This is a genomic window from Acinetobacter sp. ANC 3929 (assembly GCF_000369405.1).
GTDB lineage: Bacteria > Pseudomonadota > Gammaproteobacteria > Pseudomonadales > Moraxellaceae > Acinetobacter.
This window is the reverse complement of sequence record NZ_KB849993.1, coordinates 1-13,088: the sequence shown is the minus strand read 5'-3', so window position 1 is coordinate 13,088 and position 13,088 is coordinate 1. Positions and strand designations below refer to the sequence as shown.

11 protein-coding genes and 3 pseudogenes are annotated in these 13,088 nt (G+C 35.0%); 10 read left to right on the top strand and 4 right to left on the bottom strand.

The features are described from left to right. Positions 1-15: 15 nt before the first annotated feature. The 3 genes and pseudogenes from F909_RS19970 to F909_RS20565 all read right to left on the bottom strand — a co-directional run bounded on the left by F909_RS19970 (position 16) and on the right by F909_RS20565 (position 1,399). Positions 16-273, bottom strand: coding sequence for a hypothetical protein (locus tag F909_RS19970; RefSeq protein WP_000896237.1), 258 nt, complete (start codon positions 271-273; stop codon positions 16-18). 349 nt (positions 274-622) lie between these two features. Then, a pseudogene (locus tag F909_RS20570) lies at positions 623-1,219 on the bottom strand (putative adenosine monophosphate-protein transferase Fic). Positions 1,220-1,231: 12 nt separating this feature from the next. Beyond that, positions 1,232-1,399, bottom strand: a complete 168-nt coding sequence (locus F909_RS20565) for a YhfG family protein (RefSeq protein WP_002125865.1) — start codon at positions 1,397-1,399, stop codon at positions 1,232-1,234. Positions 1,400-1,673: 274 nt separating this feature from the next. On the opposite strand from F909_RS20565, the gene F909_RS19980 reads away from it, so the two are divergent. The 6 genes and pseudogenes from F909_RS19980 to F909_RS19995 all read left to right on the top strand — a co-directional run bounded on the left by F909_RS19980 (position 1,674) and on the right by F909_RS19995 (position 9,017). After that, entirely contained in the window at positions 1,674-2,138 is a 465-nt protein-coding gene (locus F909_RS19980; RefSeq protein WP_000911011.1) for a hypothetical protein, read from the top strand. Between the two features lie 12 nt (positions 2,139-2,150). After that, on the top strand, positions 2,151-4,490 hold the full coding sequence (locus tag F909_RS19985) for a hypothetical protein (RefSeq protein WP_005144670.1): 2,340 nt from the start codon (positions 2,151-2,153) through the stop codon (positions 4,488-4,490). A gap of 4 nt (positions 4,491-4,494) precedes the next feature. Beyond that, complete coding sequence (locus F909_RS19990; RefSeq protein WP_005144668.1) at positions 4,495-7,695, top strand: site-specific integrase; 3,201 nt, start codon at positions 4,495-4,497, stop codon at positions 7,693-7,695. Between the two features lie 191 nt (positions 7,696-7,886). After that, positions 7,887-8,338 (top strand): annotated as a pseudogene (locus tag F909_RS20560) (hypothetical protein). A 66-nt stretch (positions 8,339-8,404) separates the two neighbouring features. Then, the gene (locus F909_RS21185; RefSeq protein ID WP_000245256.1) at positions 8,405-8,572 is read left to right on the top strand and encodes a hypothetical protein; all 168 of its coding nucleotides are present in this window, start codon (positions 8,405-8,407) and stop codon (positions 8,570-8,572) included. Between the two features lie 208 nt (positions 8,573-8,780). After that, positions 8,781-9,017, top strand: a complete 237-nt coding sequence (locus F909_RS19995) for a hypothetical protein (protein ID WP_000152657.1) — start codon at positions 8,781-8,783, stop codon at positions 9,015-9,017. A 63-nt stretch (positions 9,018-9,080) separates the two neighbouring features. Here the strand turns inward: F909_RS19995 and F909_RS20000 are convergent. Next, positions 9,081-10,246 (bottom strand): IS3-like element ISAba22 family transposase gene (locus F909_RS20000; RefSeq protein ID WP_085940844.1). Its coding sequence is split into 2 segments (ribosomal slippage): positions 9,081-9,988 and positions 9,988-10,246, totalling 1,167 coding nucleotides; the frame shifts between segments, so codons are not numbered across the junction. Between the two features lie 606 nt (positions 10,247-10,852). Between F909_RS20000 and F909_RS20010 the strand changes: the two genes are divergently transcribed. The 4 genes and pseudogenes from F909_RS20010 (at position 10,853) to F909_RS20025 (ending at position 12,996) form a co-directional block, all read left to right on the top strand. Next, the gene (locus F909_RS20010) at positions 10,853-11,308 is read left to right on the top strand and encodes a hypothetical protein (RefSeq protein ID WP_005071565.1); all 456 of its coding nucleotides are present in this window, start codon (positions 10,853-10,855) and stop codon (positions 11,306-11,308) included. A 60-nt stretch (positions 11,309-11,368) separates the two neighbouring features. Further along, entirely contained in the window at positions 11,369-11,836 is a 468-nt protein-coding gene (locus F909_RS20015) for a hypothetical protein (protein WP_005071563.1), read from the top strand. Continuing rightward, positions 11,805-12,446, top strand: a complete 642-nt coding sequence (locus F909_RS20020) for a putative metallopeptidase (RefSeq protein WP_005071561.1) — start codon at positions 11,805-11,807, stop codon at positions 12,444-12,446. Before F909_RS20015 ends, F909_RS20020 begins: the two co-directional genes overlap by 32 nt. A 59-nt stretch (positions 12,447-12,505) precedes the next feature. Next, positions 12,506-12,996: pseudogene (locus F909_RS20025) on the top strand (DUF2280 domain-containing protein). The last annotated feature ends 92 nt before the right edge of the window (positions 12,997-13,088 follow it).

Genomic DNA, 13,088 nt, shown 5'->3' with positions numbered 1-13,088 from the left:
CCATCCTTCTCTTATTCATTTAAAATGATTCTTACTCAACTGATCTCGACTCATGGGCTGGTTCAAATTAGACGGATAATAACTTCCATCCCCTATCTTTTTCTTACCACATTTCTTGCATTTAATCCCTTCTTTGGAGATTTGATTCAGCATCACTGTTGTCGGTTGAATCAAATCAATGACATAGTTCGTTGGTTCAGGAAAAGCAGAAGAGGCTGCTTTATTGCAAAAGAGAACATTCGGATCAAATGGATTGGATTGCACAAAAGCCATGATACAGCCACAGAGTAATTCACCTGCATGTAATCTGTAACATCCATTCAGGTCATCAGACGAAGATTAATCTGAAATTTAAGCACTAAACGCCATAAATCTATGTATGGGCAGACTTTTTTGAGACATATGTTGATAAACATGCGGCAAGTTACATTGCTTAAAAGTCTATCTAAGTTAACGATCTATTCAATTCTGGATAAGTAATCTGAATATTACGATCCTAAATTACCCGAAGAGTATTAAGATTTCTAAGAATCGTGATTGTTGGTTTATTTGGGAAATTAATCAGTGGATTGAAGCAAAGATGATGGCTCATTAAGGATTGTGGGCTTCGACTACTTAAATTTTAGGTATTTTGAATAAAGCATATTTCAAAAATCTTAATTAATGGATTTAAATTACCATAAAAACCTTCAATATTGGCTTGAATCCATTGTTGTTGAGAGTCAATGCGAGACCAATCAATACCATAACCACAATGAGCAATCAGATGCTCAAAGAAAATCCGTTGTGTACGTCCATTACCTTCACGGAATGGGTGTATGACATTAAGCTCACAATACAAGTCGGCAAGTTGAGGAATCAGTTGTTGTGGTGCTAAGCCTTGAAAGTATTTTTTTTCTTGAAGCGGTTTGAGTAGTTTATTGGTTTCAATTTCAATACGGGAAAAATTACAAAAACGGGTGTCACCTTTGGAAATATCGATTTGTCTTAACTTTCCTGCCTAGTCGTATAAGTCGCCAAAGAGCTGCGCATGAATTGATTTTAAGTATTGTAAGTCGTAAGGTGGTTCAGCATATTCAATTAAGTTACTTGCCAATCCAGACAGTTCTAGTTCAGCTTGTTCTAAAATTTGTTCATCATGAATATTGAGTTTGTTCTTTAGGATATTTGTGCCAGGGTAACAATACAGGCTGTCACCCATTTCCCCATATTTATCCATACATGCACCTGACTAAGTTTCGGGTTGCGAATACTTCTTATATTTTTGCAAGATTTCAGCTTTACTTTGTTGAGTTGTTTGAGCTGTCGTTGTAATGCCTTCAAGCTTTAGGCTGGCTTGATAGTTTTGCGCACGTGTCGCTTGAATATATTTTTTTTTCTGTTCAGTGGTTCTGAGCATTTCGAAACTCCATTGATGCTACACGTGAAGTAAGTATAGCAGAGAATCTTTTTGATCAATGCTGCATACACAGCATTTCAAAATGTAATACAACGGTATTGTTTCATGTAATAACAGAAAACTAAAAAAAAGTGGAAGAATTTTTAAAATTTAGACCACCCATGATAAGTAAACCATATGTATTTGTTGATAATTGTAATTTTGAGAAAATTTAGTTGATAAATTAAATGAATTTTAATATACAAAGATATGCTCATTTTTTATATCGATAAAAATGTTAAAATTTGACTATTTAGTAAAAAATATAGAGATATTTATGGGGCAATTTATCATGCCCTTTTGCTTTGAGCGACAAAATGTTCAATTTAAGATAGTAAAAATTAACTCAGAACTACTGAAAATCAAAAAGATTAAACAGAGCCAGAAAGTAGTAGTACAAGCAAAGTTCAAAATAATCTATGTGAAAATTTGGCAAAAAATATTGCTATTAATGCAAACGGAGCCATGCTTACGTGTACATTCTAATTATGTTGCAATCTTACAGTTGATACATAATCTTGATGATTTTATCGAAAAATCACAGCAACACTTGTGCTTTGAGAGAAAAGCTCAGAAAGAGCTGGATGCTAAATTTTTTGCTAGATTTTTTAAGCTGACAAAGAGTTCAATAAAAGATCAACTTTTACCAAATTGTTCAGATCGTAATGAATTTAACCAATGCAATTTGATAAAAAATTAAGCGAAAGCGAATATGCCAAAGATTGAAACAGAAGAGCAATTCTTAGATTTAGCAGAAAAATTCCAAAAAGATTATTGTTTATTACGCAATCATGTTGTGAATACACAATTTGTCGATCTATCAGATGATTTACGTGAAAAAGCCCATGCTCTATATAAGGAAGCACAACAGATATATGGCTATATATCTAGTTCTAGACAATTAGGTAAATATTATTATCTAGCTTCTTTAAGTTATTTTGCATGCCCGACTACTAGTAATACTCAAGAGCTGTCGTCTGAACGTTATTTGATTCTACAAGCGAGTTTTTTAACATATCGGCAGTATCAAGAATTTGCAAAAATTGATAAAGCTGAGAATAAGCAAAAACATGTTTGTGATCTCTTTCGCTATGTATCACGATATGTTCTGGATTCTAATCATGCTGAATTATTTCAAGAATGCAGTGAGCTACTAAATCGCTATGTCATGTACGAACGTAACTTGAAAAAGGAGGATCGTAATCAACTTTTTAATATTAAAGATTTCAAACAAGTACAAGCCATAGAGTATTTATCGGCTCTATTAATAATTTTTAAAAGACTTGATGATCGTCGTGTTGTTCATCGTCAGCGTAAGTCAAAAAAAAGTAAAGTTTTGCAATGGCCGACGAAAAATGAACTCAAAAAATTTCGTGAAATTAAAACGGGTAAGCAAGTAGATATTGGACATAACGCAAAGATCAGTTTTTATGATGCCGCTCTTCACAAAGATGAAGAGGGTGAAGTTGATCTATTAGATCCTGAAATGGAGTTTTATTCAGAAGATGAAAAGTCTAAAAATTTAAATTATATACTCAGCGATAATGCGACGCATCTAATGCGGCATCGCCAGCGCCGTCATGCTCCTTTTGTTACAAATCCACATTATTTGGCGCCAGATATACTGAAGCAAATTGTTTATGTGTTGAGAACCGAGTTATCCGGGCACTGGAGGGATGCTGCAATCGCTGCAGCATGTTTATTGTCACTTTTGACGGGATTATCACCCGTCGCACTGATGGATTTTAACGAGCTTATTCAAGATGGAATTTTGATCCAGAATGGTTCAAGTAGACGTCGCGAATATTTACTCAAATTAAATCTTAAAATTACAGAGCAGAAGATTAAGAGCTTAAATCATGTGCGGTGGAATGAAGTGATGACACATCAACTACATTTACCTTCTGCTTGGTTTGACTATATAGAACAAGCATCGAATCCACTAATTTCATCAACACACATTAATACGAAACTTAAGAATTGGCTTGATAATCGGTTTGTAGGTTCGATCACTGTAGAAAAACTGCAGGCTCAATTATATTTTCATATATATTATGAAACATATAATGAATATCTTGCTCATGTAATTGCTGGGCGGGATAGTCAGCATCACATGCCTGGTATCTATTATGGCGGGCTACCGAAAACTCAACTCAGTAGCACATATCTAGCCTTTTTAGAAAAAGCACTTACACCACATTCCACACATTTTACTGAAGACACGGCTGAACTAAAAATATTGCAACAACAATTCAAAGTGCAATCTGCATTATCTATAGGAAGGATAGGGAGCCAACTGGCACTTGAACCCAATTTTGTGAAAGAGCAATTCCATATTTTACATAGACATTGTCACGAAAACATCCAAGAAGATAAGCACATTATTAATCAACTTAATGCATATGCGTGTTGGATGTGGCATATCAGTTTGTTGAGTTTGGCAAGTCGGCCTAAAAAAAACCTGTTGGGGAATTTGGATGATTATTGTGTTGAGCTCAAGCTTTTATATGTGAATGATAAAAAAAATAGTAAAGCAAGAAAAGATGGTCGTTTTATCCCTTTATCTGATTTTTTCATAAAAACACTGCAAAATTACACTGCCTTTTTAGAACAAATTATTGAAGCGTACGGTTCATTTTTTAGACAAGTCTTTGCAAAGAAGAAGATAACTGTAAATGATCTTTTTGGTAAGGTCATTTTTAGTAAAGATATCTTGCCGATAACTGTCAAAGAATGGCAGAGCAGGAAAATTAAGTTAATCCCTTTATCGAGAAAATGGGTGAATTCATATATGCAAGGAGTCTTTCCAAAGAATATGTATTCGAATTGGTTACGTCATTTTGACATGAACTTTTTGATGCATGAGCAGCAAGAGGGTAAACCAGCATTAGCTTTTCACTTAATTCAGGCCCTGTATGGTCATGACCAACGTGACCGAGAGGCTTTTCATCCGCATTCTTCACTTATCCCGAATGTCTATGTACAGCAAGCCCGCCAGCAATTGCAAGATAATGTCAAATCTTTATCGATTAAACACTTAGAGCGAAAATAGTTGTATGCAAAAAATCAAAGAACTAATAAAACCACAACTAGATGATCTATTTGTTGATATTCATAAAATGGTGAAAAAGTCGCTAGATAGACAGCCTTCTCCACCTGAAGTATTGACGAAAGAAATGCAGCAAAAACTTGATCAGCAGATCGCCGAAAAATGGCATGACATTAAAGATAGTGTTGATTGTTTGAGTCAAAAATTGAGCCGAGATGAACAATCTAAACTGATGCAATTTACTGAAGATGAATTTAATAAAAGAAGAAGGCAATTCAACCAGAATGTAGATAAAAAATCATACAGAATTAGGCTAAATCCACATACTAAACGGATCGTACTGCCTAGAAAAATTGAGAGTACGGAGTCACGGTTAAAACAAGGGCAGTTACATGCCCAGGTACTCAATGCTTTGAAAGCATATTGGAAAGATTCACTTGGATATTGGGATGACCCTAAATATTTGTGGGGGGATTTATGCTTAAGTTTTATATATATTTCAGGCTGTGCAGATGAACAGCATCTGGTTGCTATTCAGCAGCAATTGCAGGAGGCCGTTGAGCTTGGTACAGATCTGAATTGTTTTCGGTTATACCATTCGGACTACAAAAAAATCACTAATCCATTGTTACTACATTATCGTGTTGAAAACTCTCAATATGGCAACGATGTAGAACAGAGAAAGTTGTACCAATGGAAGCATGTTTTTTTTAACTCATATGCTCAGTTCATCTTGCAATATTTAAAAAAGTTGAAAGCTACTCATAAAGAATATCGTCTGCAACAATCAATTGAAGATTGTATTCTGGAAAGCTTGAGTCGCATGGGACGAAACAAAAGTTTGGGCGATCTGCAATATCAAATTAAACGCCGTGGATTTCGTGCATTTAATGATGTGCAAATGGTACTTGAATTTAATCCAAACCTTAGCCTAGATATATTTTTAAGTAATGTACTTCAGCAAGAGATTAATACTGTCGCCTTACGGCCATCCGAATTTAGATTGCTATGGAGTAATGAACGTAATCAAGTCATGGAACTAGAGAATAGCCCTATTCATTTTGAACAAGAGCAGTTACTTCCTGAAGTTCCGACTGTTCAAAGCAAATTACAAACGATTCCGTATGAGTTGATGTTGTTTGGTCAAAAGAAACGTAAAGGTCAAAAAGTTGAGCGTTTAGATAAAAAGAGGAATAAAGAAGAACGCACGCTACGTTTTTGGCAAGAAACTAGAAGGGTGTTAGAGGAGAAGATAGTTGATGCTAATACGGAGGAAAAGTCTTTAATTGATGCTCAACTACGCTTAATTCACTGGTTAATGCATTTAAAAAAACGAGGGCTTCAATTATCAACTATTGAAAGCTACTTAGGATCGTTTGGCAAAGAATTTATATTTGAGATTTGGCTCAATAAATTAGATTTAAAGCAACAATCCATAGATGACTATGAGGATTTATATCGGCAGCTATTGAAATACAGCAGTGAACGTGATGAAAAAGCAGTTCAACGAGATTCGGTGAAAGGAAAAACCTCTCGTAAGATGCACCAAAGCGCAGAATACCGTTTTGGTCGCCTAAAAGATTTTCATCAATTCTGTATAGAGAATTATGATGCTCCAGGGGTATTGGTGTTACAGAATTCAAGTTTTAAGCATTTACAAATTTGCAATGCACGCCTAGTAAGCCCTTTGTTATTTGGCAAGCTATTGGAAAAACTAGAACATTTAAGTCAAGAGCCAACGGCATCAGAGTGGGTCGATCATCTGAGTTGTTTAAAGCTGATGTATTTACTGAGTTATAGAACTGGACTCCGATTAAATGAAGTTCGTTGTCTTAAAATACAAGATATTATTTGCCCAGAGTTACTTTATAAAGAAAAAGAAAATACAGCTTTTAATAATATCACGCTTCATATTCAGAACAATTCATATCGCCGTCTGAAAACGCAAAGTGCAAATCGTCAAATACCATTGAAAATTGCCTTGTCAGAACATGAGTTTTTAGTAGTACAACATTACATACAACATCGTTATGAACAATATTTGTTTAATCAGCAGGATGATCTACTTTTTAGTGTTAATCATCGTGTATTAACGGATCAATGTATCAGCAAAATTACAGTAGAGTTGTTTAACCAAATATTAGGTATGCATCATGGCTTTAGTTTTCATACGTTGCGCCACAGTGCTGCTAACTATCTAGCAATAACTTTGCTGGGCTCAAAAGAAATGATTAAAACATATACAGATTGTCCTTGGGTAAAAGCAAAAAAGATGCGTGATTTATTGTTTGGTGTTAAAGCACGTGCTCATGAAGAGATTATTCAACATAAATGGCAGGTGCTTGCCTCTTGGATGGGGCATAGCAGTATTGAACAAACGGCTTCAAATTATCTTCATGTTTTGGATTTATTAGCAGTCGATCGAATTTACAATTCGCCGTGTATCATTTCAAAAAAAGTCCTAGAACAGTGTTTTGGTCCAGTGAATTCAAGTACAGAGTACATAAACTTAAATCGTTATACTCAGCAGCAGAAATGGTTTAACTCTTATCAGCAAACACAGCCAGTTATGATTGCTGGTCGACAAGAAAAGAAGTTTAGTATCGAGAAGAGTACTCTGACGCCTTTTCAACGTTTGATAAGTTTAAGAGATGGCCGTTCAAGCGAAGATATTCAAGCACAAGAATGGATGCAGCGATGTCAATTTATGAGCACTAAATGGATGGACCCCAAAAATTTTAATTTAAAAACGAAATATGTTAGTAATAAAAATTTAGATGGGGGTTGGTTTGATGAGCTTTACAACAAAGCTAAGAAACTGAAACGTTCTGATGAAATAATTCCTCTCCTTGATTTGCATAACCAACATGATAAGGGGAAAGATATACCTAAAGAGTTGAACGTGGTCAATGCACTTAAGGTATTATTATTATTTGGAAAATTACGTAAAAACTTTCTACATTTTCAATGCATAAAGAAAGATGATGAGCAACAAATTGCTAATTTTATTGCTGGTATAGAGCCAATTATTGGAGATCACCTAAATTTAGACAAACAGAATTATCCAGTCAATCTGGAAGTGCTTGAGAGAACAGTTAAATTTAGTTTTCAAAGAGTTGTTGGCCATAATAAAAAAAATGTTACTCTACTGGTTATATTTAATTTAATGTTAAAAATCATGCAAGAAGATGAACTTTGGTTAAAATAGCCTAAGCAGTTTAAAAAGGGGAATTTAAAAGTTTTAGCATCACAGTTTGATTACTGGATTTTAAACAATAGTGTGAAGATTAGCGCTTTGGTAAATCGATGAGCTAAAGTGTTGTAGTCCAAACTCGATCTGACAGTTACCCATTTTTGAGCTGTTGATTAATTTATCAAAAAAAATCAAGCCACCCACGGGTGGTTTTTTGTTGCGACATTTCACCAGTAACTAACTTTCTTAATGTGAATCATGCTAAGGCAGCGAATGAAGGGAAGCCGTTAGTTGTATTGATGGCACCACAAGAGAAAGATCGTTCGAAGGCTCAAAACCGTTTGTACTGGATTGGCTTAATCAATGGGCTAAAAGTCAAGGTAAAGATAAAGATTACGAGCATCTGTTCTTTAAGAAAAACTTCTTAGCAAAAATCTATGATTGCGATGACGTTGGCCAATACAAGAAAACATTCAAGGCTGTAAGAGAGTTGAAAGATTCTAATCATCCTCTCTACCAAGATGTAGCAAGTGGCCTATGTGAGCTAATGAGCACTACAGACGCAAGTACAGTTCAATTAACCGAATACTTAAACGACATTCATGCTTTCTGTAATAAAAACGGGTGTTATTTGGAAACGCCTGATGATCTTAAGTAGGTGCTTGAATAGTTGCTGATTTCATATTATTAATGTCTCTCACTTTATAAAATGAGAAACTAACAAATGGTAATGAATAATATTGAATATGATGCGGTGGTTGAAAGTGCGAAAATCAAAGCGAAAAGCGATATAACAGTAGCGGTTTTAAATAATGCAGCAAGTACGGGTTTAGTTGCAATTAATGATGCAAGTAAAGAAAAGCTTATTAGAGTTTATCAAAAAACTGCATGATCAGATTGATGAATAATATGAACCGCCCTTAAAGCGGTTTTTTATTGCTAGTAGAATATTTAAGGTACCTTTTCTAATAGGCACATACTATTAAAGTGTTTTTTATTTATTTTTTAGATTGAAAAGATTGCTATTTAAGTAATTTAAATATAAAAATCTTTATTGATTGAGCGTAGTTGTTATACAGGATATTTATAAGGATTTTAAAATGACAATTATCACATTGCTTGATGTTGAGACGAAGAAGAAGGTGATAGTTCGGTCCGTAATAGACCCAATAGCAAGAATAGACAAAAAAGGGAATATACAAATTATTCAAATTCATAAATGGCTAGATGATGAATCTGGAGATTTTGTTGATGAAGACTTATATGAGGCACTCAACAATGGAGAAGTTGGAATATACTTAACTTTGCAGTATATGATCATTGATATTGAAAATTAATTATTTTATTTTTAGTCAGTTTGATATACGCTGAATTATCAGGAGACTTTCCCTTGGGAGATTCTAGGCAGCCAACTTATAAAAGTCTTCGGCCATTTGATTTGGTGTCTTAAAACCCAAACCCTTTTGAATTCTTCGATGATTATAAAATAACTCAATGTATTTTATAATATCTGCTTTGGCTTCTTCTCTAGTTTGATAGTTGTAATGATGAACTAACTCATTTTTCAATATTCCCCAAAAGCTTTCAATCGGTGCATTATCGTAACAGTCTCCGCGCTTGCTCATTGAACCTTGAAAACCATATTGCTCAAGTATATTTCGATATTCATGGCTGCAATATTGACTTCCTCTGTCTGAATGCACAATCAGTTCTTTGGTTGGTTTTTGATTGTGAATAGCCATATTTAGCGCATTACAAACAAGCTGTGTTGTCATGCGCTCATTTAAGCTATAGCCAACCACTTGCTTCGTGTAAAGGTCTTTTACCGCTGCTAAATACAGCCATCCTTCAACAGTCCATATGTACGTAATATCACTTGACCATGCTTGATTTGGTCTAGTCATTGAGAATTGTTGCTCCAGCAGGTTTTCATAGATCGCTCGATTATGGTCACTATTCGTAGTCCTTTTAAAACGCTTGTGTCGCTTACAATACAGGTGGTTCAGCGCTTTTATCTGACGTACAGCGTACATACTCATTTTTATACCCTGAGCTTGTAAGTATTTGGTTAATCGAATATAACCATAGCTCTGCCTTGTCTCCTCATGGGCTATTTTCACCAATATCGTCTGTTGATTTCGTTGAATCGTTCTTTTGCTCACGCCTCTCTTGAGCCAATCATAAAAACATGAAACTGAAACATGAAGTAATCGAGCCATTAAGGTAATTGGAAAAGAATATCTTTTTTGTTTCATATAGGCGTACCTTACTGACTTTCTTTGGCAAAGTACGCTGCTGCCTTTTTTAAAAATTCACGTTCCATTTCAGCTATTTTGAGCTGTTGTTTGAGTTTTTTATTTTCTTCGAGTAGAGCGTTTAGATCAGGTGAATACTGTTTTGTACCTGCTAAAGTTCCAGCCTTTGCTTTGGTATTCCAATTTGAAAGAGTTTGCATTGAAATGCTAAGTTGTCTAGCTGTTTCCGAGACATTGCCTTGATTGGCTTCAATTAATTTGATGGCTTCAGCTTTAAATTCTGTGGTGTAAGTCTTGTGTTTCTTGCTCATGGTAAACTCCTGATGAGTGTGTTTAGTTTACCAAGTTAAAACCTCCTGTTTTTTCAGCACACATCAAAAAATTATGTAGGCTAAAAATAAAACCATTTAAAAAAAGAAATCTTTATCTATTTAAATATGAATATTTGATATTTTTAATTCAATCCCTATTGCTAGTGCTTAAATATTATGCCAATATGAAGTTGGAGATATTTCCGAATAGATATTTCCTATTTCAGGTTTAAGCGTTTTTTTTCGCTAAGTCCATTTCTGAAAAAAAATAGGAAGTGGGCTTTTTTATTTTTAAATATTTCTGTATTATCAGTGTGTTGCTGTAGGTAACACTAAACCTTGTTGATCAGCGCAAATATCAAAAAGGGGGAGCTTGCCTACTAGGCAAGCTTTTTAAATTGATCAACTAAACACAATAATCCATTTCAAAGCTCATTAGAAAAATCAAACTTTCCTAGCTTTTATTCGTACTAATTTATTGAATCTAATCGTCTTTATAATTTTAAAAAATTCCTTAAACTAAAAATGGAAAATTTCTTGTTGCAACATTGTTATAATAGGACTACCTTAAGAAAAAATACTTTATAAAAATGAGGAGCTGCTGAAATGCCACAGTATCTCATGTTTGCGGAAAATGTTTATAACAAAATTAAAGATGAGGAATTATTTTCACATGACTGTATTGAAAATATGAACTTACTTATGACATGTATACGCAGAGAAATTGAGGGAACAGAATTTAAATTAAAATTTAATTTTATTGATTTTGTTGAATTGTTCAGTAGACCATTAGATGAATGTAAAGTAAAAATAGATGTGAGTTTGATTCCTCCTCATAATTCAGAAGGTGAGTATATTTTATGGTTAGCTGGATTTATCGAAAAAATTACAGAAGGTGGACCTAAACCACCTCCGCCTATAAAGAAATTTATTCCAGAGTATATGAGCTTGAAATCTGAATTAGATTTTTTACCTTTAAATGAGGAAAAAATTCAAACCGAAGGTAAAGAAATTACGGATTACTTTAATTCAAAGCTCTATAAGTCAACTTTTAAGAAGTAATACTATATTGCCTGTGAGTTTAGCCACCGCCTAAGGGCGGTTTTTTTATGGGTAAGAATAATGGATTCTACAGAATACTTTTGGCTTACTCGGAAAAAAGAACCTAAAACTAAACCTAAAAGCTGGCCACTGCCAAAGCCTACACAAAAATATCTAGAGGCAGAAGAAGAATTTACTGAAACTTTAGATAATCTGGAAATTAAATATGAAAAGAAATTTCAGTTTAAGTCTACTAAGCACTGGCGGTTTGACTTTCATTTAATTGAGTATCGAATACTAGTTGAAATTGCGGGTGGTCCATGGTCTGGCGGTCGTAAGGGCAAACTTAAAAATAAAGCTTGTAGTCTTGATCGTTACGATGTGGCTGAAGAGATGGGCTACACCGTAGTTCGCATAGAGACAGCTTCAAGATGCCGCATTGATGAGTCTGGACCTTTGCAGTTACGGACTGAATACGCTAGTGAATGGCTAAAAAATTTAAAGAGGCAAATATTTAATGGATCAGATCACACCATTTCCTCCAACTGATTTTATTGACCAAGCAGATGAAGAGGAAGCGATTCGCATAGTACCTGCGTCTGATTTAAAAAATTGGGTAGTTGCTAATTTTCTTACACTTGGTGGACCTTTACATAATCCAGATCATGACCATCTCGCTGAGATGCTTCATGACAATGAGGGGTTTTTGGCTTCTGCATGGGCTTCTACTGCTTATACGAGAACTAAGCGCATGGTGCTCGGCCAATGTGAAAAGGTTATGTTTCAACAAGGCGGCTGGAAGAAAGCCCGTCAAGAGCAGCAAATGCGTGATTGGTTCGGTTTTGTTCCAATTTACTTAATCACTATCGATGCAAGCTTTTGTGAAAAGGCAAACGATAACGAGTTTTGTGCTTTGTTTGAACATGAGCTCTATCACATTGGTGTAGAGCGAGATTCGGACGGTGAGATTATTTACAGCGATCATACTGGCTTACCAAAGCACTATTTAGCTGGCCACGATGTGGAAGAGTTCATCGGTGTTGTTAAGCGCTGGGGAGCTAATGACAGTGTTAAGCGGCTTGTTAAAGTCGCTAAAAACCCGCCGTTTGTTTCTGATTTAGATATTTCTAAATGCTGTGGAAACTGTGTAATTACCTGAGCCTTTTGGCTCATTTTTTTTGCCATGTTTCCTTGACGTACCTTGACGGATAGAGAGAAATGGCGACATTAAACAAAAAGCAGAAACTCTTTATTGTACAATCGCTTGCTGTGTTTAACACCCCTCAAGAAACAGTAAGTCTCGTCAAGGAGGAATTTGACATTGATGTTTCGAGACAGCAGGTAGAGTCATATGACCCTACAAAGTTTGCTGGGAGAGACTTAAGTAAGGAACTCAAAGAAATTTTCGAAAATACACGGGAAGAGTATTTGAGTCAGCCACTAAATAAAATCAGTGGAGCAAATGACATTGTTCAGTTGAAGATTTTAAGTGATTTGCTTTGGACTAAAAAAACAATGTGACCATGACAATTAAGATCGTGGACCAAATACAAAAGATCATGAAAGGGTTTTATGAGAAGAAGGGGGAACAAAATAATAAAGGTGGTAATTCTGAAGCGAACCAAACTAAAGCTGAAGTAGAACTTGAGATTAAAAAACTTGAACTTCTGAAGTTACAACGTGAGGTAAATCCACCTGAAGAGGATTGATGTGTGCTGAAAAAACAGGAGGTTTTAACTTGGTAAACTAAACACACTCATCAGGAGTTTACCATGAGCAAGAAACACAAGACTTACACCAC

Coding starts and splice junctions, on each gene's coding strand:
- F909_RS19970 (WP_000896237.1), bottom strand. CDS start 273: ATGGCTTTTGTGCAATCCAATCCATTTGATCCGAATGTTCTCTTTTGC.
- F909_RS20565 (WP_002125865.1), bottom strand. CDS start 1,399: ATGCTCAGAACCACTGAACAGAAAAAAAAATATATTCAAGCGACACGT.
- F909_RS19980 (WP_000911011.1), top strand. CDS start 1,674: ATGTTAAAATTTGACTATTTAGTAAAAAATATAGAGATATTTATGGGG.
- F909_RS19985 (WP_005144670.1), top strand. CDS start 2,151: ATGCCAAAGATTGAAACAGAAGAGCAATTCTTAGATTTAGCAGAAAAA.
- F909_RS19990 (WP_005144668.1), top strand. CDS start 4,495: ATGCAAAAAATCAAAGAACTAATAAAACCACAACTAGATGATCTATTT.
- F909_RS21185 (WP_000245256.1), top strand. CDS start 8,405: ATGGTAATGAATAATATTGAATATGATGCGGTGGTTGAAAGTGCGAAA.
- F909_RS19995 (WP_000152657.1), top strand. CDS start 8,781: ATGACAATTATCACATTGCTTGATGTTGAGACGAAGAAGAAGGTGATA.
- F909_RS20010 (WP_005071565.1), top strand. CDS start 10,853: ATGCCACAGTATCTCATGTTTGCGGAAAATGTTTATAACAAAATTAAA.
- F909_RS20015 (WP_005071563.1), top strand. CDS start 11,369: ATGGATTCTACAGAATACTTTTGGCTTACTCGGAAAAAAGAACCTAAA.
- F909_RS20020 (WP_005071561.1), top strand. CDS start 11,805: ATGGATCAGATCACACCATTTCCTCCAACTGATTTTATTGACCAAGCA.